The following is a 24,792-nucleotide window of genomic DNA, read 5'->3' as shown; positions in this document are numbered from 1 at the left end:
TTGTTAGTCATTCAGTTAAGCTTAAAACTGAGAGTTAAATTTTTTGACACGTCAGCATTTTGACAGGAGTCATAGCGCCCAATGGAACATAGCTTTTTAATCCAAGTATTACTTATGCTCGTGATTGCCATTGTGGCCATTGCTGTGCTGCGCCGTTTGGGCCTACCCGCAATTCTGGCTTATTTACTCACAGGGGTCGTGAGTGGCCCGAGTGGTTTTCACTGGTTTACCCAGCATCAAATGCAATCTGTCGCCGAACTTGGCGTTGTGCTGCTGATGTTTACCTTAGGCTTAGAGTTCTCTGTGCCGCGGCTGTGGGCCATGCGCCGGACTGTATTTGGCTTAGGCAGTGCGCAGATGGTGATCACGACCCTGTTGACCATGGGCGTGGCCCTATTGTGCGGCCTGAATTGGGTTGAAGCCTTGGTTATCGGTGCTGCCATCGCGTTGTCATCTACTGCTATTGTCCTCAAATTACTCAATGAACAGGGATGGCTGAGGCGCCGCCACGGCGAACTCTCCGTCAGCGTGCTTTTGTTCCAAGATTTAGCGGTTGTGCCGTTGTTGATCCTATTGCCATTACTGGCCAATGGCGGCGAACCTTTGATGGTCGCGGATATCGCCTTTGCCTTGCTCAAAGGCATATTGGCCTTTTTCCTCTTAATGGCGTTTGGTAAGTGGGCGTTGCCGCGGATATTTGATGAGGTTGCGCGTTCTCGCTCCAATGAGCTGTTTGTATTATCGACCTTAGTCGTTGCGCTTGTCACAGGGGCTTTTACTCAGTGGCTAGGATTATCTATGGCGCTGGGGGCATTTATGGCGGGTATGCTGCTGGGAGAAAGCCAGTATCGCCGCCAACTTGAGGCGGATATACGACCGTTTCGTGATCTATTGATGGGGCTGTTTTTCATCTCCATTGGCATGATGCTGGACTTTACCTTAGTGATGCGTTTCTGGTGGCAGATACTGCTGATCTTAGTGGCTGTTGTGCTAGGTAAGGCGCTGATCATTCATGGCATTTTAAGATTAGTAGGTGAGCCTTTTCGAATTGCGATGAGTACGGCTATGAGCTTAGCTCAAGTGGGGGAGTTCAGTTTTGTGGTATTGGCTTTAGCGGTCAACTATCAACTTTTAAATAATGAGATCAGTACCATATTAGTCATGGTCGCCGTGCTTTCCATGGCAATAGCTCCTTGGTTAGTTCGTCATAGTGTGGATATTGCTAAGTGGGCGCTGGGGATCCGTCAGGCAAAGCATGTGGATGAAGCTGTGCCATTGATGATGGATGATCATGAGCTGGTGATGATTTTTGGTTACGGCCGAGTAGGACAAACCATTGCCCGTTTTTTAAAAACTGAAGCTGTACCTTATCTGGTATTGGATCTCGATCCAACGCGCGTCACTGAAGCGCGTCGTGCTGGCGAACCTATTTATTTCGGTGATGTGTGTAAACGGGCAATTTTAAAACAAATGGGCGTTAAACAGGCCAAGATGATCGTTATCACTTTTTGTGAGTCACGTAGTTTAGAAGAAGTCTTACCTTTATGTAAGTTATTGGCACCAGAGGTTAAAATTTTAGTTAGAACCAAAGACGACAGTGATCTAGACTTGCTTAAAAAGGCGGGAGCTAATCAAGTTATCCCTGAGTCTTTAGAGGGGAGCTTGATGTTAGTATCGCAGGTACTACACCAATGTGGTGTGCCATTGACACGGATCCTAAAACGGCTAGAATCTGAGCGGCGCAATCATTATCAATTTTTACACGGCTTCTTTTCCGGTACAGAAACTGATTTTACTTTAGAGTCATTGCATGCGGTGGCATTACCGCGTGGGGCTGATGCGATAGGTAAAACTGTTGCCAATATCATGTGGGAAACATTGAAAGTAGAGTTAAGGGCGATTCGTCGCAATGGCGCTGAAGTGGAACATCCTGAGCAGGACTGGGTTTTTCGTGCAGGGGATATCTTACTGATAGTGGGTAAACCACGGCGACTTGAGAAAGCTGAGGCTAAGCTCCTACATGGCTAAAGGCTTGAGGTTCACTCTTTTGAGATGGATGAAAATGCAGATATAAAAATGCCGACATAGTGTCGGCATTTTTGTCTGGAACTTGTTAACTTAAATTAGACAAAGTCTAATTACAGAATAACTACGTTCGCAGCTTGAGGACCTTTTTGGCCTTGTTCGATGTCAAAAGAAACCTTTTGACCTTCAGCAAGAGTTTTAAAGCCTTCTGAAACGATTGCGCGGAAATGAACGAATGCGTCAGCGCCACCATTGTCAGGAGAAATAAAACCAAAACCTTTATCTTCGTTAAACCATTTAACTACACCAGTAGTTTTAGACATGAATGTCTCCAAAATTTTCAAACAAATAATTCGCAATTATGCGGTATGTTAGCCAGAAATAGAATTATTTACATTGATGATAAGTTATGAGTGGAAAGCTTCATGACAGCAAAAAAAATATTACAGGCGTAGCGAAGGTTTTCAAATACATAATATTGCTTATAAATAGGTCTGAATCACAGGCCGGAGTGCAGATTAACATACTCTAGGGGTTTGTATAGTTTTATTTTTAAATACCTCTCATATTGAAACTGCTTTTTTGCGACTTATTGAGTGCGGAATTAGATATAACTATTAATATTCAACTGTTTAGATTTTGTTTTTGATTGTTATCTAGTGTGAAAGTTTTTTTATGTTTGCCACGACTGACTTGCGATTAACCTTTCAATCCGTTCCATGAGGTTTAAATGCGGGCTTGTATGCTTAGGTAAGGATTCTGTCATGATTCGTTACGTTATTGAATTGTTGCTTATTTGTGGTTAATGGTATTCTCGTCATTCAATAAAAACGTGCTTGAGCTATGGATTCAGGGCGATAACTTTAGATTGAATATAATAAGAATGGAGAATGACGTTGAAAACAGTACTAAAACGGATTGGACTCGGCAGCTTAGTCTTAGTGCTGTTATTAGTGGCGCTGGCCGCCCATGAATGGTTTGCGAAAAAGCCGTTTTTCTTTCGCGCATTTCTAGATCGAAGTGTGGTCAAGATGGCTTTCGAAAGCCCAGAGACCTTGACTTCATTGGGATTCTTGGAATCGTTAGGGATTACAGGCCATAACGCCGAGTTGGATGACGATAGTCCAGAGGCGATGGATAAGACTTTCGCGCAAGTGCGAGATCTGCGTGAAACCCTATTGAGCTATTCCGATGCGGATTTAGATGAAAATCAACGTATCTCCAAGGATATTGCCTTATATCTTGCCGATTTCGCGCTGATCTCTGAGCCGTATCGTTACCATAACTATCCGCTGAATCAGTTGTTTGGCGTGCAAAACGGGTATCCCAGCTTTATGCAGGCGCAGCACCAAGTGCATTCTGTGGGCGATGCAGAAAACTATCTGTCGCGTTTACAAAAGGTGAAACTTAAGTTTTCGCAAACTCTCGAAGGCTTAAAAATCCGTGAAGCTAAAGGGATTATTCCGCCTAAGTTCGTGATTGAGCGTGTTCTGACCGAGATGAATGAGTTTGTCGCGACGCCGATTCAAGACAATATTCTCTACAGTTCATTTAAAACTAAATTGGCTGACACGGATATCAGTGCCGATGAGCAAGCACGGTTATTGGCAGCGGTGGAAGCGGACATTAAAAGTTACGTGCATCCAGCGTATCAATTATTTATCGACTACCTTACCCAGCTACAAGCCAAAGCTGGGACGGATGATGGTTATTGGGCGCTGCCAAATGGCAACCTTGCCTATGAGCAATTGCTGAAGTTCTTTACGACCACTAATTACACTGCGGACGAAATCCATGCCAAAGGGCTCGCTGAGGTAGATCGCATTCAAAATGAAATCATGACTATTTTAGCCGCTGAAGGTTACGATATAAGCCAAGGTTTCTCGGTCGCGATTGAAGCATTAGCCGCCGATCCTAAGTTTTACTACGAGGATAGCGATGCGGGTAGGGCGCAAATCCTCGTCGATTATCAAGCGATTCTTGATGAAGTGAATGCGGGACTCGGTGATGCCTTTCGTATTCGACCCGAAGCGGGCATGGAAGTGGTGCGTATTCCTGAGTTTAAAGAGAAAACGGCACCGGGTGCCTATTATCAGCAGCCCGCGATTGACGGTAGTCGTCCAGGGCGTTTCTATGCCAATTTATATGACATCAAGGCCACGCCTAAATACGGTATGCGCACTTTAGCCTACCACGAGGGGATCCCTGGGCATCATTTCCAAATTGCGGTGGCGATGGAGTTAGAAGGTATGCCACTTATTCGTAAGATGGCGCCTTTTACGGCGTACATTGAAGGTTGGGCTTTATATAGCGAACGTTTGGCTTGGGAGCTCGGTTTTCAAAAGGATCCCTTTGATAATATCGGTCGTCTGCAGGCTGAGTTGTTCCGCGCTGTGCGTCTAGTGGTGGATACGGGTATTCATCATAGTCGTTGGACTCGCGAGCAAGCGATTGACTATATGAAGAAAAATACTGGCATGTCCGATCGCGATGTCACGGCTGAGATTGAGCGTTATATCGTTATGCCAGGTCAAGCGACGGCTTATAAAGTCGGTATGATGAAAATTCTCGAACTGCGCGAAAAAGCCAAGTTGGCCTTAGGTGATAAGTTCGATCTCAGGGATTTCCACGATGTAGTTCTGAAGAATGGTGCAGTTCCTTTGGATATCTTAGAAACATTAGTCGATCGCTACATTGCTGATAAAAAAAGTGCTGATACAAAAAATGCTGAGGCCAAAGCCACAGACGCTAAAGCGCAAGTTTAGCATTTGGTTATAGCAGTTAACGCTCACTCATTGATAATAATTGATATTTATCAATTGCTTTTCTCTCGATAAAGCCCATACCCTGTCTGCGAATAAGTGTGTTCTCTTATCTTGCAGGCAGGGTGGGTTTATCGATAGAGGCTATCATTCTGGCTTTCGGCCAAGGCTTTCAATACAATCCCACACAACTTATTGATAAATGTCGCGCGGCAATGGCTTGCTATTGCTCGGAGTTGATATTTTTAGTTTCAAGGTTTTTACATGAATCGCTTGTCCCCCCAAGATCCTATCCAATTGACTCGAACCACGATTGAGTCATTATTCACGCCGCCAACCTTAATGCGCGCCCGTGATTATGTGATGAAAGGACGGGTGTTGAGCGCCAAAGCGAACGCCGATTTTCGTCATATTGAAGGTCGTGTTATGGGGACGGAATCCCAGCCCTATCGGCAGGATATTCGCCTTGTCAGCATGAACCATAAGTTGATCATGAATGGCTTCTGTTCATGTCCCGCCACTGGGCATTGCAAACATATTGCTGCCGTACTTTACAGTTTACTGAGTGATAGAACCGTTGAAGATCAACGTATTGCTCAGTGGTTACATCTGCTAGACGAAAGTGATGATCTCACGGTTTCAAATGTTGATTTACTCTACGACGATCGCGTGCTGTACGTGTTATCTAAAGATGATAACGGTGTCTTTCTTGAGCTAAGAAAAGGCAAGTTGGCGAAGAATGGTGGCTATAACAAAGGCTCGAAAATCGCTTTATCCGACGTGCAATATTACATGCCCGCTTGGATTGGCGCTGAAGACGTGCTCATCATCAATCTCATCATGTCAACCCGTCGCCATGGTGCCTCTCGCCTGTATCTTAAAGCTCAGTTAGGTGCCATGGCACTGGAAAAAATGCTCGTCACTGGGCGGTGTTTTTGGGAGGAGAGCCGTTTACCGCTCACCCGAGGTGAAGCGAGCAAGCCTGAATTCATTTGGTTAGATAAGGATGCCGAGCATAAACAAATGCAGTTAATGCTGCCCAATAAAGACAATTGGGAGCTTATCCCCTGTGAGCCACCGACTTATATCGATTTAGATTATTTTAAAGTTGGCGCATTGGACACTGAGATCAGTGTTGAAAAGCTGTTATTACTCAGTCAGATGCCGCCAGTGCCTAGCTCACAGATTGAACTGGTGAGCCACAAACTGATTAAGCATTTTTCGGCGAAAACGGTACCTACGCCTGCTTTGATTGATTTTGTCGAGCTGCAAGTGCCGCTTCAAGTTAGGTTGACCTTAACCTCGCAGGATTTACCTGAGTTTGCTATGGCGCAGCCATTAGTGCTGTTGGAATTTGTCTATCAAGACGTGGTGCTCGGCGGCCAATATCCCGACGAGCCCTTGTCCTTAGTCACTCATCAAGGCAAAACCTATCAAGTCGCGCGTCAACTCGATGCGGAAATGGATGCGATTAATCGTTTGATGGCATTGGAACTGGTGGAGCTGGCGCCTTCTTTTATCCCTAACAGTGGCAGCTATGTCAGTATTTGGGGGTTAGGTTCACTGCCTGAAACGATTGATGCTTGGTTGCACTTTATTCAACAGGAAATCCCGGCGCTAGAGGCTTTAGGTTACCAAGTGCATTTTGCCGACAATTTCAGCTTAAATGTCATTGATACTCCGCTGGCGATTGAGCTGGATGATACGCAAGAGGGTTGGTTTTCTCTGTCACTGAATGCTGACATTGATGGTCAAATAGTGCCTATGCTGCCCTTAATTGCCACTTGGCTTAAGCAGTACGGTGAGCCCGCCGATGATGCAGAACTGCTGTTGCCCAGCCCAAATGGTGATTGGTTAAAAGTCAAAGCCAGCGTGATTAAACCGCTGATCAGCATTATTTTAGAACTGTTCGATAGCCACAAAGGCAATAGCGTGTCTTTGCCTAAATACCGTGCCCACCTATTAAATGATTTTGCCGACAGTGATATTCGTTTGCTTAATGGTGAACGAGTGCGCAGTTTAGCGACTAAGCTCGAAAATTTTAACGGTGTGTTAGAGGTCACAGTCCCAGACAACTTAAATGCTGAGTTACGCCAGTATCAACAGCAAGGCTTAAATTGGCTCTGTTTCTTAAAGGAATATCAGCTTGGCGGTATTTTGGCCGATGATATGGGGCTGGGTAAAACCATTCAAACCTTGGCTTTTTTACTTAAGCAGCAAGAACTAAAACCCGCAGGGGCTAACCATGCACCGAGCCTCATTATTTGCCCAACCAGCTTGGTGGGCAATTGGGCGAAAGAAGCCGCGAAATTTGCGCCATTGTTAAAGGTAGTCGTTATTCATGGCGCCTTGCGTAAGCCTTTACTCGAATGCTTAGGTGAGTTTGATATTGTGGTGACGACCTATCCGCTGATTGTGCGCGACAGTGACTATTATCAACGGCAGGTGTTTGAACATATCGTGCTGGATGAAGCGCAGCAGATAAAAAATGCGCAGGCGAAAGTGACTCAAGTGATTAAAGATCTTAAAGCGCCGTTTAGATTGTGCCTGTCGGGTACGCCGCTTGAAAATCATTTGGGTGAACTTAAGTCTTTGATGGATTTTTGTTTGCCCGGACTACTCGGCACGAATGCCTTCTTTAACAAATCCTTTAGGCACAAAATTGAACGTTATGGCGATATGGAACAAGCGCAAATCTTGAGTCAACGGATTGCGCCTTTTGTGCTGCGCCGAACCAAAGATGAAGTGGTCGGTGAATTACCCCCTAAAACCGAAATCTCCCAGAGCTTAGAGTTAGAAAAAGATCAGCGAAATCTCTACGAGAGTATTCGACTGGTGATGGAGAAAAAACTGCGGGATTTATTTGCCACTCAAGGCGTTGGTAGCAGTCATATCGAGTTTCTCGATGCCTTACTTAAGTTGCGCCAAGCCTGCTGCGATCCGCGCTTGGTGAAGTTAGAGCAAGCGCAGAAAGTGAAGAATAATGCTAAGTTAGACTGGCTAAAACAGAACTTGCCCGAGATGGTGCAAGAGGGACGTAAGATATTGATCTTCAGCCAGTTCACTAGCATGCTCAGCCTGATTGAAGCTGAGTTGGTGGACTTGGGGCTCGATTACAGTAAGCTCACAGGGCAAACTCGCCTGCGCCAAGCCCAGATAGATAAGTTCCAAGAGGGCGATACGCCTGTGTTCTTAATCAGTTTAAAAGCGGGCGGTACTGGGCTCAATCTCACCGCGGCGGATACTGTGATCCACTATGATCCCTGGTGGAATCCTGCGGCGGAAAAACAGGCTACGGATAGAGCCCATCGTATCGGCCAAGATAAGCCCGTGTTTGTCTATAAGCTGATTGCAGAAGGTACAGTCGAAGAAAAAATCCAAGAAATGCAGCAGCATAAGCAAAGTCTGGCGGACAGTATTCTCGAAGGTAAAGGCAAGGGCACATGGCAAGGAAGTGCCGATGAACTGTTATCGCTTTTTAGCTAAATAGTGGCCAGTTTTTCTAAATTGATTGAATCATTTGACTGAGGTGAACCATGCAGTACCAAGTCGACACTCATACCCATACTGTGGCTTCGAGCCATGCTTATAGCACGATTCATGACTACTTAGCGGTGGCAAAGCAGAAGGGGATTCGCCTATTTGCCACCACAGATCATGGGCCTGCGATGGCCGATGCGCCGCATTTTTGGCACTTTGTGAATTTAAGAGTTTTGCCACGTATGGTTGATGGCGTCGGGATTTTGCGGGGTATCGAAGCCAATATCAAAAATATCGACGGCGAGATTGATTTCTTTGGCGATTATTTAAAGCAGCTCGATATTGTGCTCGCAGGATTTCATGAGCCCGTCTATCCTCCGTCAGATAAAGCGACTCACACAGAGGCCATGATTAATGCGATTAAGAGCGGCAAGGTTGATATCATTACTCATCCGGGTAACCCCGCCTATCCGATTGATATTGAAGCCGTTGCCCGTGCCGCTGCCGAATACGGTGTGGCGCTTGAAATTAACAATTCCTCCTTTGAAGTTTCCCGTAAGGGCAGCGAAGCCAATTGCACTGCGATTGCCAAAGCGGCCAAGGAATTTGGCACGATTTTAGTTATGGGCTCTGATTCCCATGTGGCTTTTAGCTTAGGCGGTTTTGCGCGGGCGCAAGCGATTATCGATGAAGTGGCTTATCCGCCATCACGATTACTCAATCGTAGCCCTTCAGCACTCTTGGCCTTTTTAGCCGCCCGTGGCCATGAAACCGTTGCTGATTTGATCCCCTTATTCAGTGACGATGAGCCATGCTGTTGATTAGTAATGAAAATAGTGGCAACTAAAGTGACGCCACTTCAATGCGGGGCGGCGAGTGCCACAGATGCTAACATTCCTCAAGTGGTGTTAATCACTGGCGCTAAGAGTCAGCTCGCTCAGGCCTTGCTGAGAGTCGCTGCCGATATTGGCGAGCTAGCCCTAAATAGCAGCACAAGTACAAACTCAGTCGCACCAATTAAGCTTTATGCGCTAAGTCGCAGTCAGTTAGACATTACCGATGCCGCCAATATTGCCGCCGTATTTGATCAATATCGACCAAGCTGGGTGATCAATTGTGCGGCCTATAATGCGGTCGACGCAGCTGAGCATGATGCAATCGAAGCGAATCGTGTGAATGCACTCGGCCCTGAGTTACTGGCGCAGCAATGTTGGCTGTCGGGCGCCCGCTTACTGCATGTGTCGAGCGATTATGTGTTTGGTGGTCATGCTGTTCGTGATGTTAGAGAAACTGGCGTTGAGCAGCATCAAAATCAAGACTCAGCTCCAAATCATTTACCAAGGCCTTTTGTTGAACTCGATGCTCCCAAGCCGTTGTCTGTATACGGTAAGAGTAAGTTGCTCGGCGAGCAGAAGGTAGTGGCCATCTTGGGGGAGCGCGCAACGATTGTGCGTACCTCATGGCTCTACGGTCAAGATGGGCATAATTTTGTCCAAACCATGCTGAACTTGATGCGCACTCAACCAAGCTTGCAGGTGATAGTCGATCAAATCGGCTGTCCGACGTGGAGTGATGCACTCGCTAAGGTGATTTGGCAATTAGTCATGCAACAGTGCTCGGGCGTATTTCATTACAGCGCCCAAGGCCAATGCAGTTGGTATGAGTTTGCCTGTGAAATCCAGCGACAAGCCCTAGCGCTCAATCTGTTAAGTCAACCTGTGGTTATCCAGCCGATTACCAGCGCTCATTATGCTAAACAAGCATTAAATCGCGGCGTGAGTTTGGCAAAAAGACCGAGTTATAGCGTGTTGAATAGTGCCAAAGTACAGTCCGCTTTGGCTGTCAATACCGCACTGCCTATGCCTGATAACGTCGTATGGCAAGATTGGCGTCAGCAACTGAATTGCATGTTGCGACGCTATCATGACGATAATTAGCGTGACTCACATTTTGCTTTAGGCTGCTTTAATCAGGCGTTAAGTGTTTACGTCGTCTGAGTGATTAACGCTGTCGAAAACAATAAGCCCGCCAATAATCAGATTTAAGCGACGGCTTTAGACTATCAATATGAAAACATAGGCTGTGAATACGAATGCAGCTGGACTTAAGACTCTTCTCAGCGCCAATGGCTTGCCTTAGTATCGTAATCACTTTGTTTATCTGTGGTTTTGTGCGCCGTGGTTTAAGCCGCAAGTCTTAGTCTATTTTGCTTGATGTATGATGAATTTGTTCTAAATTCCCCTTGGATGACAATGGCATAATGCCAAGATATTTAATGCATTAAGGAAGTTTCAGTGACAGACAAGACGACAATAGCGCAGACATTGACCAAACAAGATCTACTGCAAGTGGCCGCGATTGCCAAAACGGCGGGCGATGCCATTATGACAGTTTATGGTCAAGATGACTTTTCGGTGAGCCATAAGGGGGACGATAGCCCCGTGACGGCCGCCGATTTAGCCGCGCACCACGTGATAGTGGCGGCATTGGTAAAGCAGTTTGTCGGTATTCCTATTATGTCTGAGGAAGCGGCGGATATCGTGTGGGACGTGCGTCGTCAATGGCAAACCTATTGGTTGATTGATCCTTTAGATGGCACTAAGGAATTTATTAAGCGCAATGGCGAGTTTACCGTCAATATTGCGCTTATCCATCAAGGGGTTGCTATCGCAGGTGTAGTATATGCGCCTGTGCTCGATACGTATTATTATGGCGCTAAACATTTAGGTGCATGGCGCCAACAAGCGGGTCAAGAGAGCCCCTTATTGGGCGCCAATACGCCACGCGAAATGCCGATGATTGTCGGCAGTCGCTCGCACTTGAGCCCTGGCTTAGCGCAATATTTACAACAGTTTGGTGAGCATGACATCTTAAGCGTGGGTAGCTCGCTTAAGTTTTGTATGTTGGCAGAAGGCAGTGCCGATCTGTACCCCAGACTTGGCCCAACTAGCGAATGGGATACTGCGGCGGCGCAAGCTGTACTCGAAAGTGCAGGCGGCACAGTTGTCTGTTATGACTCAGGTGAACCATTAACTTATAATCAAAAACCTGACATTTTAAACCCTTACTTTATTGCCACAGCTCCTGGCTGGGTAAAATAACGATTGCCTTTCATCAATCTCACTTGATGAAAGGGCAAGCTAAACACTGGAGTAGTAATTCATGATGCGCATGGGCGTCGATTTAGGCGGAACAAAAATAGAATTAGTCGCACTGAGTGATGAGGGCAATGAGCTATTTCGCAAACGTGTGACGACGCCACGTGACTATCAGGGCACGCTTGCTGCGGTGGTTGATTTAGTTAAGGAAGCGGAAGCGACTCTTGGCGAGAAAGGCACTGTCGGCGTGGGTATTCCAGGTGTGGTATCGCCCTATTCAGGTTTAGTCAAAAATGCTAACTCGACGTGGATCAATGGTCAGCCCCTCGATGTACATTTAGGGGAATTGTTGCAGCGTGAAGTGCGGGTTGCCAATGATGCAAACTGTTTTGCGGTATCAGAGGCGGTCGATGGGGCAGCCGCTGGCGCTTCTGTGGTGTTTGGCGTGATTATTGGTACTGGTTGTGGCGCGGGTGTGGCAATTAACGGCAAAGTTCACGGTGGTGGTAATGGTATCGGCGGTGAATGGGGTCATAATCCTCTGCCTTGGATGACCAAGGAAGAGTTCAATACCACCCGATGTTTCTGTGGCAATCCCGATTGTATCGAGACCTTTATCTCTGGCACTGGCTTTGTGCGTGATTATAATGCGGCATTAACGGCGGCGGGCACAGTTCGAGCTGCTGCAAAATCAGGTGCCGATATTATGTTGTTAGTCGATAAAGGTGACGCCATAGCGGTTGCTGCATTTGATCGTTATATGGATAGACTCGCTCGTTCACTCGCCCATGTGATCAATATGCTCGATCCCGATGCCATAGTGTTGGGCGGCGGAATGTCGAATGTCACGGCGATTTACCCAAGATTACCGGCATTGCTGGCCCATTATGTGGTGGGGCGTGAGTGTCATACGCCTGTGGTGCAGAATCTATACGGTTGTTCATCGGGAGTGCGCGGTGCCGCTTGGTTGTGGGAAAAGTGATCCATTATTGAGGATATAAACTCCACCAGTGAACTCATTACGCTATGAAATCAACGTCTAGTGATATCAGAGTCTTGTAAACAATAGCCCAGTAAAACGCTGGGCTAGTTTTATGTGCGATGTGTTCCCCCCGTATTTTGATGCTATGATTGCGCTCCTTTGGATTGCTTGGCATGGACATCATGTTTTGGGTTAAGAAAGTTGTTTCACAGGGGATGATGCCGATTCCCTTTATCCTATTGTTATTACTGATTTCTTTTCTAGTATGGCGCCGTCGCAGTATGGCGAAATACTTAGTATCCTGCGCTTTTTTTCTCTTACTGTTTTTCAGCAGTCAACTGAGTGTGAATACCTTAGTGCGGCCGTTAGAATCAGCTTACCCGATTAATTCCACGCCCATCGCAGGCGCTTGTTTTGTGATGGTATTAGGTTCAGGGCATGCTGATATAGCGGGAGCGACGGCGGTGCAATCCTTATCGGACGTCGCCCTTACAAGGTTAACTGAAGGAATTCGGCAACTTAAGTTGGGTCAAGAGTGTATGTTGATCGTCAGCGGCTGGGGCGGTGAACTCACTCAATTTTCCCATGCTGAAATGATGGCTAAAGCCGCGGTAGAGTTAGGTGTTGATAAAAGCCGAATTATTCAATTTCCACTGGCGCGCGATACGATAGAAGAAGCGCAATACTTAAAGTGGGAGTTAGGGGAGGAGCCCTTTCGCTTAGTCACATCGGCCACTCATATGCCAAGGGCGATGGCTATTTTCGCCACTAAAGGCTTACACCCCGATGCTGCCCCAACGGATTTTATTGGCCGAGATGATTTTGGGTGGCGGTTAACCGCCGATAATTTAGTGGCTTCTCAACGGGCGATTCACGAATACATTGGCCGTTTGTGGTTATGGGTAAAGGCCGTAAGTTAAAGGTGTGGTTTGCCAAGTTCAGTCTAAAGATAGTGAGTTTTAACAGGAAGATGAACAATGACAATTGAGTCAGAAATAGTATCTGTGCGTCCTTTATCGAAACGAAATGGGTTAACCTTAACTTGGCTGGGAGGCTTAAGTCTGGTGCTGGGTTTGGGACTGTTTCTGACGTGGCCGGCCTTGTTTGCTGTCGGTTTGATGTTTTTTAGTTTGGGCGCTATTTCACTCATTCTCGGTTTAGCCAAGGTGTATGAGCCGGAAACGACTCTAGCACTAGATGACAAGGGGCTGACCTATTTTCATCGCCGCGGCAAAGTGGCTATCGATTGGGATAATATTCAGCGGGTCGATATTCCGCGGGTGACTAATGGTTTAGATACTATAGAGTTATCTTATTTAGGCATTAAACTGAAACATTTAAATCCCATTCTCGATAATATTTCCCTGCGTCTAGCAACAGGATTATTAACTGAACAGCGACCTTTGCTGGTGACAGCTGCCTCTCAAGATGCAGACTTAGCGACTTTAGAAACTTATCTCGGCGCTGAGTTTGGCCCTTTAGTGATAGAAGGGGATCGTTATCGTGGCGTATTGGCTATGTTTGGGCATCGCTGCGTGATGTTAGATACGCGTTTAGGGTATCACTTGTATATTCCCCATGACAGTTTAGATAGGGAACCTAAGGACTTTATTAAGTTACTTAGACAACGTATTGCACAATGTAGCCGCTCAGCTGGTTAAATCTACAATCTCAATTGAAGATCATCAGCAATAAAAAAGGGGACCCTAGGGTCCCCAATGAGTTGCAGAGATTAAAGTTTGGGTTGTGCAGGGGCAACCCAAAGGTACTAGTGTGCTACCTCTGCGTGTACCTTATCTACACCGTAGGTTTTACCTTCAGCATGACAAGTTGCGCAAGATTCTACTGGTAAGTTAGGATCTGTCATTGCGTCAGCTTCAACCACAGCACCGTTGCTTCTAAAGTGAGCGACAGCCGCTGCATCAGAGTGAGCGTGACAGCTACGGCATGATTCAGCTACTGGGCTAATGTAGTTGCTACCCACTTTGATTGAACGTTTCTCAGAGGCTAAACCACCGTCAGTCGCAAACAGTTTTGCATCATCTTTGTGACATGCAGAACATGCAGTTTCTGGTGATGGATAACCGACTAATTCACCATTGGCATCGCGGAAGATCCCTGCGATAACATCAAAGTTACCACTGTGGAAGCGGTGGGCGACGGTGAATAGGTCTTTGTTATTGAAAGTGACTTCTGGATTAATGACTTTGCTACCGTCTTCACCTTTAGAAACCACTGTTTTATGGCCTGATGCACCTGTTGTATCGTTGTGACAGTTCATACATTGATCAAAAGTGTAAGTTCCGTGTCTGGTGCCCTTGATATAATCTAAGGTGCCGTGACAGGCGTTACATTTTGCTTCTTCTACGGTAATTCGAGCAGGATCTGTCATTCGAGCTTTAACTACTGCAGAAGCATCTAAGCTATAGAATTTAACAGGAGCAGTGTTACCAATTGGATTTGTTGGGCCAAATTCAAGTCCTGTGGCATTACAGCTACTCACTTTACCTGCTTTGATACAGACGTTGGCTTCTGAACTGACGTAGATAGTACCTACAGCTTGGGCATCGGGAATATCTTTTACGAAGGTTAATACACCATCGACCAGCGTACCATTTTCAAGCTTAAGAGCGATTGCTGTTGGTTTGACATCTCTCCAAGCATAAACAGTACCATCAGTGGTTACGTTACCCAGTAATAAGCCGTTAGCCACAAACATACCAGTAGGGTTAGTTGTCGCGTTATACACTTTTAAATCGGTTCCGTTAGGAATTGCAGCGCCATTCATGGTCACATTGGCTTTTAATGTCAATGTTTTCATTCCAGGTGCTGCTGAAGTCACTACTGCAGCACTGGTAAAGTCAACTTTGAATAGGCTTGCATACTCAGCGCGTTTACCGACACTGTGTACAGCTTCAGGTGTTAAGCTACCGCTGCCATGGCAAGATTTACATTGAGTATCATCAGCTTGGGCTAAACCAAATTCTGAATGGTTTTCGCCAGTGGTGAAGTTCACATTGATATGACAACCCACACAAGCTTGTGCATAAATATTGGTGTTATAACTTGGTGCACCATCATGACAAGATTTACATTCTTTCAAATCAGATGGGAAACCAACTTCACCGAAATATTCTTTTGCTTCGCCACTTAAGCTGTCACTGATGTGATGACCTGCGTGGATCCTATGGATCATGGGAGCAAAATCAAATACCCAACCTTCGGCCAGTTGTGCGTCACTTGGAACGAGATCAGGGTTATGACAAGTTACGCAGTTTTTAACATCTTGGTAGTTATGGTGGGCTTCAATCTTCGCGATATGGCCGTCTACTTCACCGTGACAGTTTTTACATGCCGCACTAGATACTGTGTCTTTACCCGATACACCTAATTCATCTGTTGCAGGGATAAAATCAACGGGTACAGACAAAATCTTGTCAGATAGGACGACACCTGTACTATCGGCGATGTTGTAAGCACGTAAAAAGACTCTGTGTACTGCGTTTGGATTATCATTTGGATTAATGATTGGCGCTGCGCCACCATAAGTCCAAGTTGCTGTGTAAGTGCCTGGCGTCGCTGTATCTTCGGTTAAAGTACAAGCGTTTTTAGTTCCGTTCAGGCCGTTTAGAGTACAAGTTAACGAAGTGCCAGCGGCATTTGCCGTGGCATTATTTTGCCACTCAATCGGTGCGCCAGTACCTGAGGTGTTTTCATTTGCTGTTAAAGAATAAATTGCAATTTTATCCAGTCCTTTGAAAGGGACTACTTTGCCTGCATTTTTACCCGTAACAGTAAATTTAACACTGAAGCCTTCACTGCTGGTTACTTTAATGTCAGCAGGACTTAACGTGAATGCCAGATCTGTAATGGATTGAGCTGTCGTTGCGAAGGAACCCGCAGGGGCTCCGGGTGTACCTGGTGTTCCGGGAGTACCTGGTGTTCCGGGTGTACCTGGTGTGCCAGGTGCCCCATCTTGACCATCGCTTCCGTCCCCGCAGGCGGTAAGACTTAAGGTACTGACGAGAGCCAGTGCCAGTAGAGATTTATTGTAGTTTTTCATCATCGCGTCCCTTTTTCTATCTATAAGACTGCGTGTGCAGTGCCTCTAATATAGGAGGATTCATCTACTTATAAAGTGGTATTTGCAAATTTGTATCTGATATGTGAACGATGATTTAACACCCGTGAATGGTAATTCTAAACTTTGCATTTTGATATTTTAAATAGTGAAATTAAGCCGCTAGCCTATGATGTGTATCACGATTTTAATCTTTAAACTTAGGCCGAAATGATGAATTCATTTTCGGTTAAGCAAAATGAACGATGTTAAGAGAGCCTGAATCTTAAGTCGTTATCTTAAGGTTTTGAGCACAAAAGCAATGGGATAAGAGAGCGAGGATAGGGGGACGATATGGCATTTTAAAGTGATTGAATTGTGCCTTGGATAAATAGAAACCATAGCCCAGTAAACCCACTTAACATCCATGACGTAAGCTAGGTTGATGAACTTAGTGTGTAATCTATTTTTGTATTAGTGTGCTGGTTCGAGTGCGGCAAGTAAGGAGCGCACGACGAGATCACACTGGCTTTGGCTGTAACGCCGATGAACTGCAGGTTTCTCAATCAGATAATAATGTGGCGCCATCATAGTTTCGTGGAGTCTATTAAGCTCTGTGTCGCTAAGGCGCTCGAGATGTAATCCGGGCATATGTTTAACTGTGTGCATATCAATGCTGGAACAAAAAGCCACACTCTTCATGGTTAATAGATGGGCATACCATTCTTCCCTGTCTATCACTTTCTCTACGGTAGGCAGTAAGATACCTTGGCGCTGGCAAAATAATTCTAAGGGATCGATTTTACTGTTAAAGCCCTTGAGTTCTTGAAATAGAAACGGATGGCGACAAATTTGCTCTAAGGTAATATTTGTCTCAACGTCCCAAAGCGGATGTTGCTTGGCTGCAACGATATAAATGCCATTGATTGAGCCAAGTTTGGTGTAACTTAATTCTTTATTTTCAGCACTTTCAAACGTAATCCCAAAATCAAGCGCACCTGCGTGGATCAACTCAGCGCTATTTTCCTGCCATTTATGTAAGCGTATTTGTCCTAGCTTTTGGGCAAGTTCAGGAGTACTTAACTGAGGCGCTAAAAAGCTTAGCAGGCCATTACAAGCAGCGATATGCAGCGGTAAGTCGGTATTGATGGCCGCATTTTGTATCTGGATTGCAGATTGTTCGAGGTGATAAACCGATTCAGTAAACTGGCAAATAGCAACATAGAGACTTTCTGCTAAAGGCGTCGGTTTAAGCCCCTGTTGACGACGATAAAATAGTTCATCGTTAAAGGTTAGGCGTAATGCATTGAGGCAGCGGCTTATTTTGGGGGCAGAAACATCTAGCGCTTTGGCCGCGCTATTTGCGTGTCCAGTGTCGAAAATACTTTTAAATACAAGCAAGGTAAAAACATCGAGTTCACAGATCTGTTTTAGTAATAAGTTGCTCATTTTGTATTTTGCCCTGTATGAGTCTTAAATGTTTTTGCGGTGCTATTAGGGGAGTTCTGTGTCCTTGCGATTACCCGAACCACCGCGATCAAATATCATGGGTACTAACTACTAAGATTAACATTCAGCATGCGGATTAACTGTGATCCCTCTCGGCAAAATAACAATTATTTAACCATTGTAAAGAGGAGAGTTGGGGGGAGTTAGGTGAGTAGGCGCTATGTTTAACATCGAGCGATAAGGAATGATTGAGCTAAAAGAGTGAGTCAAAGTCTGCTCACCTAAGGCGGCGAGCAAACGATAGTGATGCATTTTGGATTAACGAGATTCTATGACGTCGTTTTGCACGGACGGTAAGTTGAGTGGATCTGCTGTTGGGGTATGGCCTATTGCATGGGAATAAATGGTTGGTGCATCTTCTTTAATCCGCATCCCGATAAATTGGCCACCCTCAAGGATTTGCATTGAGGTACTTGCCACTTCGCCGTCGACAACACCATTACGTTGGATCACTAAACGCTCACAAATAAGTCTGCCTTTGAAGTGCCCATCGACGATAAATTCATGGCACTTTACTTCACCTTGAATTATACCGCCTTGTTCTATGGTGATATTGGCCTCAGAAAGCAGCTGACCTTGGATATCACCGCCAACAAGCACGTCGCCTGTTAATTCGATATTTCCCGTGAGTTTAGTGCCTCGAGCAATAAAGCTAAAAGAGGTACTTTTTTTAGGCGGGAAAAACAGTTTTTTTACAAACATCATCATAAATTAACTTAATTCGAGAAGGGATTAACTGAGTTCAACAGAGGCGCGATACTAGCTTAAAATCCATGAGAAGCACAGCTCTGCATGTGTTAATGCAATTACAGTGTTCTATCAAGTTGGTCGTTTTATCTCAATGGCTTTGCTAGGGCAAGGAGCTACGCAGGCACCGCATCCAGTACAAAGATCAAGGTCTATTTTAGGGCTCGGAGCCTGACCAATACTGAGCACAAAACTGATGGCTCTTGGTTCGCAGGCATCCTTACAACTTTGGCACCAGATCCCTTGAAAGGTTAAGCAGCTTTCTTGAATATGGGCTTGGTATTGCCAAGGTGCTTGAGTCAAATCGAAAATATTTTCAGGGCAAGCTTTAGCACACAGAGTACAAAATGTGCACTCATTGTCCTTAAAGGAGACTTCAGGAAATCCGCCATCACCTTTGATGATAATGTGAGTTTCACAAACCTCAAGACAGGCGGAACAACGAGTACACACATCGGTAAACTCGATATCATCACGTACCCAAGGCGGCCTTATCGCATTATCTTTACGCCGGCGAAAGAGGCTGCGACGGCTGTGATTAATACTTTGAGTCATGTTGCTCCTCGGGTGGTTAATGCTGTAAAGCGATGGTATTTAGAGGGTAAAGAAAAATGGCTTGGGAGATTTCCACAAGCCATTCAAGTTATTAGCCGTTATAACCATTCGGATTGGTTGATTGCCAATGCCAGCTACTGTTGGCCATATCTTCTAGGGTATGAGTCGCTTGCCAGCCAAGATCTTCCCTTGCGTGGGTTGGATCGGCGTAGCAGGCGGCAATATCCCCTGGGCGACGTGGCGCAATTTGGTAGGCAATAGTGTTACCACAGGCTTTTTCAAAGGCCTTAACCATGTCTAATACACTATATCCTTGGCCTGTGCCTAAGTTATAGGTCACTAGACCAGGTTTAGTGGCCAATTTTGCAAGCGCTTTTAAATGACCATTGGCTAAATCCACGACATGGATATAGTCACGCACGCCGGTACCGTCGTGAGTTGGATAATCATTACCAAACACGCTTAAGGCGGTGCGTTTACCCACGGCAACCTGCGCAATAAAGGGCATCAAGTTGTTAGGGATATCGTTAGGATCTTCGCCGATTAAGCCACTGGCATGGGCGCCAACTGGATTAAAATAGCGCAGACGGGCGATATTCCAGCTAGGATCGGCATTGTGTACATCTGCCAGTATATGTTCAACCATCAACTTAGACTGACCATAAGGGTTTGTTGCCCCTGTGGGAAAGTCTTCGGTGATCGGTAAACTTGCGGGATCTCCATACACAGTTGCCGATGAGCTGAATACGAGATTTTTTACCTTAAACTCTGCCATGACTTGGCAAAGGATAAGCGTACCCGTAACATTATTCTCATAATACTTAAGGGGTTTTGCGACGGATTCTCCCACCGCTTTTAATCCTGCAAAGTGGATAACTGAATCAATAGCATGATCGTTAAACACTTTCTGCAATAACGCTTTATTGAGAATATCGCCTTGATAGAAAGTAACCGATTTACCAGTGATCCGCTCGACTCGGTTTAAGGCTTCTATGCTTGAATTAGACAAGTTGTCCAATACAATCACATCATTACCAGCATTGAGCAGTTCTACTACTGTGTGGGTGCCAATATAGCCAGCACCACCGGTCACTAAAATCGTCATTACTTAATTCCTTTTACAACGGTTTTTAAATAGTGCGCAAAATCTTCACCGATTTCGCTGTGGCGCAGGGCATATTCAACGTTAGCACGCATATAACCTTGCTTGTTACCACAGTCGTGGCTCTTACCTTCCATGTAGTAAGCATTTACGGTTTCTTGCTTCATTAACATCGCAATCGCATCCGTTAATTGAATTTCATCGCCTGCGCCCGCAGGGGTTTTAGCCAGTAGTGGCCAAATGCTGGCAGGTAACACATAACGGCCTACAACGGCTAAGTTAGACGGCGCTTCATCCACGGCTGGCTTCTCAACCAGTTCGACTAATGGCTCAGATTCACCCGGTTGTAAATCATGACCATTCACATCGGCAATACCGTATTGGTTGACGACGTTATGTGGCACGCCTTCCACCATGATTTGACCGACTTGGGTTTCATCAAACAGGGCAACCATAGCGGCTAAGTTATCGCTACGAAGGTCACAGCTGGCTTCATCTATGATCACATCCGGTAGCAATACGGCAAATGGTGCATCGCCGACGACAGATTTAGCACACAAAATCGCATGACCTAAGCCTTTAGCTTGAGATTGGCGCACGCTGATCACTGTTACATCTTTAGGACAAATGGATTGTACGGCTTCAAGTAACTGACGTTTAACGCGGCGTTCTAATTGGGCTTCTAATTCGAAACTGGTATCGAAATGGTTTTCGATAGAGTTTTTACTGGCGTGGGTCACGAGTACAATTTCTTTGATCCCAGCCGCGATAGCTTCACTGACTACGTATTGAATCAATGGCTTATCGACAACAGGTAACATTTCCTTTGGAATTGCTTTGGTCGCTGGAAGCATACGAGTGCCTAGGCCTGCGACAGGAATAACGGCTTTACGAATTTGATGTTGTTTCATTGCGAACCTTTTAGGTCAAGGAGATGCGGTTAATGGCCAATATTGTAAATGACCTGCACAGAAAAGCTATTTAGAAACGCTGAAAACTTAAGATATTTAAGTATTTTTACAGCGAAGTCGACGTAAGTTTTAGCAAAGGTAGCACAGAGCATCTAATCCAGCATCGGTGATGTGCACTTGCATGGCGTTTTTAATACCCTTGTAATATTTGCTTTACGTTTACGTCACAGTAGTGGTGCAAGAATAAAGTGTGAGGGAGTTAACAAATTTAAAGGCTTAGATCACTATGGTTCCATGAGCGCTAGCCACTAAGTGAAGACTATGACGAAAGGAACAGAGTACATCGCTCACAGAGCTGATGACACAGGGTTTATCAACTACCCGCAAGAAGAACATGAGATTTGGAGCCAGCTTTATGCCCGTCAAGCGATAAACCTGCCTGGCCGTGCCTGTAAGGAGTATTTGCAAGGGCTAGATGCCTTGGCTATGCCAAAGAATCGTATTCCGCAACTTACTGAAATTGATACTGTATTGCAAGCGACCACCGGCTGGAAAACGGCAGCCGTACCTGCGCTTATTTCCTTCGGCCGTTTCTTTGAACTGCTGGCCAATAAAGAGTTTCCTGTGGCGACATTCATTCGCCGTAAGGAAGAGTTTGATTACCTGCAAGAACCTGATATTTTTCATGAAATCTTTGGTCATTGCCCTTTGCTCACCAACCCTTCATTTGCCAATTTTTCACATATGTATGGCCAATTAGGTTTAAATGCCAGCAAAGAAGAAAGGGTGTTTTTAGCGCGTTTATACTGGTTTACGGTTGAGTTTGGCTTGCTACAGCCTAAAGATGGCCCCTTGTGTATCTATGGTGGCGGTATTTTAAGCTCACCTGGTGAAACTTTATATGCAATGGAAAGTGACGTGCCAGAACGTCAGCCTTTTGATTTATTGAATGTGCTGCGAACCCCATATCGCATCGACATTATGCAGCCGATTTATTATGTGATTGAGCACATTGATATGCTTGATGAAATTGCCAAAATGGACATCATGAGTTATGTCACTAAGGCACGTCAGTTAGGTTTATTTGCTCCTAAATATCCTCCCAAAGCCAAGGCGAGCTAGTCTCGATTCGATGGATGGTTTGATGTGTTATTTGAGTCGCCATCTAATTTAGTCATGTGATTTAAGTAATTAATAAGTAATGAGTAAAGTGCAACTGAATATCTCTATCAATGTTGCCAACAGGAGTATGTATGACTGCGTTATCGAATATGAAATGTGAAGCGTGCCAAGCCGATGCACCAAAAGTGACCGATGAAGAATTGGCAGAACTTATTCGTATGATCCCTGACTGGGGCGTGCAAGTGCGTGACGGCGTAATGCAGCTTGAGCGCGTCTACAAGTTTAAAAACTTTAAACTGGCGATGGTATTCACGAATAAGCTGGCGGATTTAGCGGAAGAAGAATTCCACCATCCAGGCATTTTCACTGAATGGGGCAAAGTGACTGTCACTTGGTGGTCGCACTCCATTAAGGGGCTACATAAGAATGACTTCATCATGGCCGCCAAGACAGACCAGTTACTAGGTTAATTATTTAATCAATTTAATCAGCATCTTAATGTGTTTTATGATGCTGATTTTTTCTTCCTGTTACAATTCAACTGTAAACTAGGCTTGCCACTTTCAGTTTAACCTTCTAACGTATACGGGCTCTGCTATTTCCCCTCATCGCTGACGTTTTCGTCAAAGGTAACGATTTGCCTAGCAAGCGTTATTTTTGTTGTAAAGCCTAAGGCGAAAAATAGCTCTGCACGGTTTATCCCCAAAATTCAAATCAAAAAAGGGAATATCAGTCATTATGCGCTTGGAAGTCAGCTGTCAGGATCGTGTTGGTTTAGCCAAAGATATCTTAGTCGTGTTAGAGCGTTATGGTATTAATTTAATTGCTATTGATGCCAGTAACCAAGGATTCCTGTACTTACAATTTGCCGAAATCAGTTTTGAAACCTTGAGTGCCTTGATGCCGCAGATCCGCAAAGTGGAAAGCGTGCACGATGTGCGTACGGTGTCATTTATGCCCTCAGAGCAAGAACATTACGCCCTTAAAACCCTGCTCAAAACCTTACCGGACTCCGTTTTTTCTATCGATGCCAAGGCTCGTATCCGTATCGTTAATGAGTCCGCCTTGCTCAATATTGGCATGGGTGAGCACGAAGTGCTCGAAGAGTCGCTTAATCATTGGGTGCAAGGTTTTAACTTCAGCCGTTGGTTGAGTGAAGCACAAGTATTGCCACAAGCGGCGCGAGTTCAAATCGGTCCAAACGAATATTTAGCGGAAATGCTGCCGATTTACCTACCCGATGAGGATGAAAAAACCATCTTGGTTGGTGCTGTGGTGTCGCTGAAATCCCCTGCGCGCGTTGGAAAACAGTTTAACGCGCTGCAGAACCAAACCACTGGCTTTGAAAATGTATTAGCCAGCAGTGACAAGATGAAGGAAGTGCTTAAGCAAGCGCGGCGTATGGCCCAGCTCGATGCACCTTTGTTGATCACGGGTGAAACGGGTACTGGCAAAGAATTAATGGCCAGAGCTAGCCATGATGCGGGGATGCGCCGTGAAAAACCTTTTATCGCCATCAACTGCGCCGCTCTACCCGACAGCGCTGCCGAAGAGGAATTATTCGGTTACGTCAGTCAGGGTAAAGTCGTCAAACGAGGCTTTTTTGAAGAAGCTAAGGGGGGCACAGTATTTCTCGATGAAGTGGCGGAAATGTCTAGGGCGGCTCAAGTTAAGCTGCTACGGCTATTGCAAGATGGCACTTTTAGACGCATAGGGGGCGATGAAGAAGTGCGTGCTGATGTGCGAATTATCTGCTCGACCCAGAAAAATTTAGCTGAACTATGCCAAACCGGTGAGTTTAGGGAAGATTTGTACTATCGCATCCATGTGTTGAGTTATCACATCCCGTCTTTACGCGAGCGTAAAGTCGATATCATTCCACTGACGGAAATGTTCCTCGAACATTACAGTCAACAGTTGTCTAGCCCAGTGCGACGGATTTCGGCCCAGTGCCGCGATCATTTGCTCACCTACGCTTGGCCAGGTAACGTACGCCAATTAAAGAACGCGGTATTTAGAGCCGTGTCTATGTGGGATGGCTCGGCCGAGTTGACGGTAGAACAGCTGAAATTGCCGTCATACGCCGAAGGTTTTGGTTACTTTGATAATGAGTTTGAGGGCAATCTGGACGATGCAATGAAGCAGTTTGAAGCGAGTCTGTTGCGTCGATTATATCCGGCCTATCCGAGCACTCGCCAGTTGGCGAAAAAGCTAGGTGTATCACACACAGCTATTGCTAATAAACTGCGTGAATACAAGATAGCCAAGCGCCGTTAGTCAGAGTCTCGTTGGGTTGACACAGTCAATGTAACAGTATCGTTCCACTTAGTTGCCGACTTTTCAGGCATATTGCTTACCGAGATATTGATAAGCGGTAACTAGGTTATAAACGTAATGATTAGTTTACAAAATGTGAAATAATTGACCTAAATGTGATTT

The 24,792-nt window shown here is 45.5% G+C and carries 19 protein-coding genes; 12 read left to right on the top strand and 7 right to left on the bottom strand.

The genetic code is table 11. The annotated features are described in order from the left end of the window. The first annotated feature begins 81 nt into the window (after positions 1 to 81). Complete coding sequence (locus L5M17_RS02265) at positions 82 to 2,028, top strand: monovalent cation:proton antiporter family protein (protein ID WP_263144929.1); 1,947 nt, start codon at positions 82 to 84, stop codon at positions 2,026 to 2,028. Positions 2,029 to 2,138: 110 nt separating this feature from the next. Here the strand turns inward: L5M17_RS02265 and L5M17_RS02260 are convergent, their stop codons facing one another. Continuing rightward, positions 2,139 to 2,348: a cold-shock protein gene (locus L5M17_RS02260; protein WP_006080998.1), complete on the bottom strand. Its 210-nt coding sequence runs from the start codon at positions 2,346 to 2,348 to the stop codon at positions 2,139 to 2,141. A 567-nt stretch (positions 2,349 to 2,915) separates the two neighbouring features. Between L5M17_RS02260 and L5M17_RS02255 the strand changes: the two genes are divergently transcribed. The 8 genes from L5M17_RS02255 (at position 2,916) to L5M17_RS02220 (ending at position 14,008) form a co-directional block, all read left to right on the top strand. Next, complete coding sequence (locus L5M17_RS02255; protein WP_263144927.1) at positions 2,916 to 4,790, top strand: DUF885 domain-containing protein; 1,875 nt, start codon at positions 2,916 to 2,918, stop codon at positions 4,788 to 4,790. 261 nt (positions 4,791 to 5,051) lie between these two features. Further along, positions 5,052 to 8,273 (top strand): DEAD/DEAH box helicase, encoded by a 3,222-nt coding sequence (locus L5M17_RS02250; protein ID WP_263144924.1) that lies wholly within the window; start codon positions 5,052 to 5,054, stop codon positions 8,271 to 8,273. 50 nt (positions 8,274 to 8,323) lie between these two features. Next, positions 8,324 to 9,088, top strand: coding sequence for a phosphatase (locus tag L5M17_RS02245; RefSeq protein ID WP_028760589.1), 765 nt, complete (start codon positions 8,324 to 8,326; stop codon positions 9,086 to 9,088). Between the two features lie 6 nt (positions 9,089 to 9,094). Then, positions 9,095 to 10,204, top strand: coding sequence for a dTDP-4-dehydrorhamnose reductase (gene rfbD, locus L5M17_RS02240; RefSeq protein WP_263144921.1), 1,110 nt, complete (start codon positions 9,095 to 9,097; stop codon positions 10,202 to 10,204). A gap of 357 nt (positions 10,205 to 10,561) precedes the next feature. Beyond that, positions 10,562 to 11,368 (top strand): 3'(2'),5'-bisphosphate nucleotidase CysQ, encoded by an 807-nt coding sequence (gene cysQ, locus L5M17_RS02235; protein ID WP_263144918.1) that lies wholly within the window; start codon positions 10,562 to 10,564, stop codon positions 11,366 to 11,368. Positions 11,369 to 11,429: 61 nt separating this feature from the next. After that, positions 11,430 to 12,347: a fructokinase gene (gene mak / locus L5M17_RS02230; protein WP_263144916.1), complete on the top strand. Its 918-nt coding sequence runs from the start codon at positions 11,430 to 11,432 to the stop codon at positions 12,345 to 12,347. A gap of 218 nt (positions 12,348 to 12,565) precedes the next feature. After that, positions 12,566 to 13,267 (top strand): YdcF family protein, encoded by a 702-nt coding sequence (locus L5M17_RS02225; RefSeq protein WP_263145386.1) that lies wholly within the window; start codon positions 12,566 to 12,568, stop codon positions 13,265 to 13,267. A 57-nt stretch (positions 13,268 to 13,324) separates the two neighbouring features. Further along, positions 13,325 to 14,008: a DUF2982 domain-containing protein gene (locus tag L5M17_RS02220; protein ID WP_212600041.1), complete on the top strand. Its 684-nt coding sequence runs from the start codon at positions 13,325 to 13,327 to the stop codon at positions 14,006 to 14,008. A 107-nt stretch (positions 14,009 to 14,115) separates the two neighbouring features. Here L5M17_RS02220 and L5M17_RS02215 read toward each other — a convergent pair whose 3' ends face one another. The 6 genes from L5M17_RS02215 to galU form a co-directional block, all read right to left on the bottom strand. Next, on the bottom strand, positions 14,116 to 16,413 hold the full coding sequence (locus L5M17_RS02215) for an OmcA/MtrC family decaheme c-type cytochrome (RefSeq protein WP_212600042.1): 2,298 nt from the start codon (positions 16,411 to 16,413) through the stop codon (positions 14,116 to 14,118). Between the two features lie 468 nt (positions 16,414 to 16,881). Beyond that, positions 16,882 to 17,856: a LysR family transcriptional regulator gene (locus L5M17_RS02210; RefSeq protein WP_113938944.1), complete on the bottom strand. Its 975-nt coding sequence runs from the start codon at positions 17,854 to 17,856 to the stop codon at positions 16,882 to 16,884. Between the two features lie 318 nt (positions 17,857 to 18,174). Continuing rightward, the gene (locus L5M17_RS02205) at positions 18,175 to 18,624 is read right to left on the bottom strand and encodes a polymer-forming cytoskeletal protein (protein WP_113938943.1); all 450 of its coding nucleotides are present in this window, start codon (positions 18,622 to 18,624) and stop codon (positions 18,175 to 18,177) included. A gap of 111 nt (positions 18,625 to 18,735) precedes the next feature. Beyond that, positions 18,736 to 19,218, bottom strand: coding sequence for a ferredoxin-type protein NapF (napF, locus tag L5M17_RS02200; protein ID WP_168823154.1), 483 nt, complete (start codon positions 19,216 to 19,218; stop codon positions 18,736 to 18,738). A gap of 91 nt (positions 19,219 to 19,309) precedes the next feature. Next, positions 19,310 to 20,323, bottom strand: a complete 1,014-nt coding sequence (gene galE, locus L5M17_RS02195) for a UDP-glucose 4-epimerase GalE (protein WP_028760579.1) — start codon at positions 20,321 to 20,323, stop codon at positions 19,310 to 19,312. After that, positions 20,323 to 21,231, bottom strand: coding sequence for a UTP--glucose-1-phosphate uridylyltransferase GalU (gene galU / locus L5M17_RS02190; RefSeq protein WP_028760578.1), 909 nt, complete (start codon positions 21,229 to 21,231; stop codon positions 20,323 to 20,325). Before galU ends, galE begins: the two co-directional genes overlap by 1 nt. 321 nt (positions 21,232 to 21,552) lie before the next feature. Between galU and phhA the strand changes: the two genes are divergently transcribed. The 3 genes from phhA (at position 21,553) to tyrR (ending at position 24,630) form a co-directional block, all read left to right on the top strand. Next, positions 21,553 to 22,353, top strand: a complete 801-nt coding sequence (phhA, locus tag L5M17_RS02185; protein WP_113938941.1) for a phenylalanine 4-monooxygenase — start codon at positions 21,553 to 21,555, stop codon at positions 22,351 to 22,353. Between the two features lie 131 nt (positions 22,354 to 22,484). Next, entirely contained in the window at positions 22,485 to 22,823 is a 339-nt protein-coding gene (locus tag L5M17_RS02180) for a 4a-hydroxytetrahydrobiopterin dehydratase (protein WP_028760576.1), read from the top strand. Positions 22,824 to 23,091: 268 nt separating this feature from the next. Continuing rightward, entirely contained in the window at positions 23,092 to 24,630 is a 1,539-nt protein-coding gene (gene tyrR / locus L5M17_RS02175) for a transcriptional regulator TyrR (protein ID WP_113938940.1), read from the top strand. Positions 24,631 to 24,792 lie beyond the last annotated feature (162 nt).

This window comes from Shewanella sp. SW24 (genome assembly GCF_025653395.1).
Taxonomy (GTDB): Bacteria; Pseudomonadota; Gammaproteobacteria; order Enterobacterales; family Shewanellaceae; genus Shewanella; species Shewanella oncorhynchi.
The sequence above is the reverse complement of the archived record's forward strand: the minus strand, read 5'-3'. Positions and strand labels throughout refer to the sequence as shown.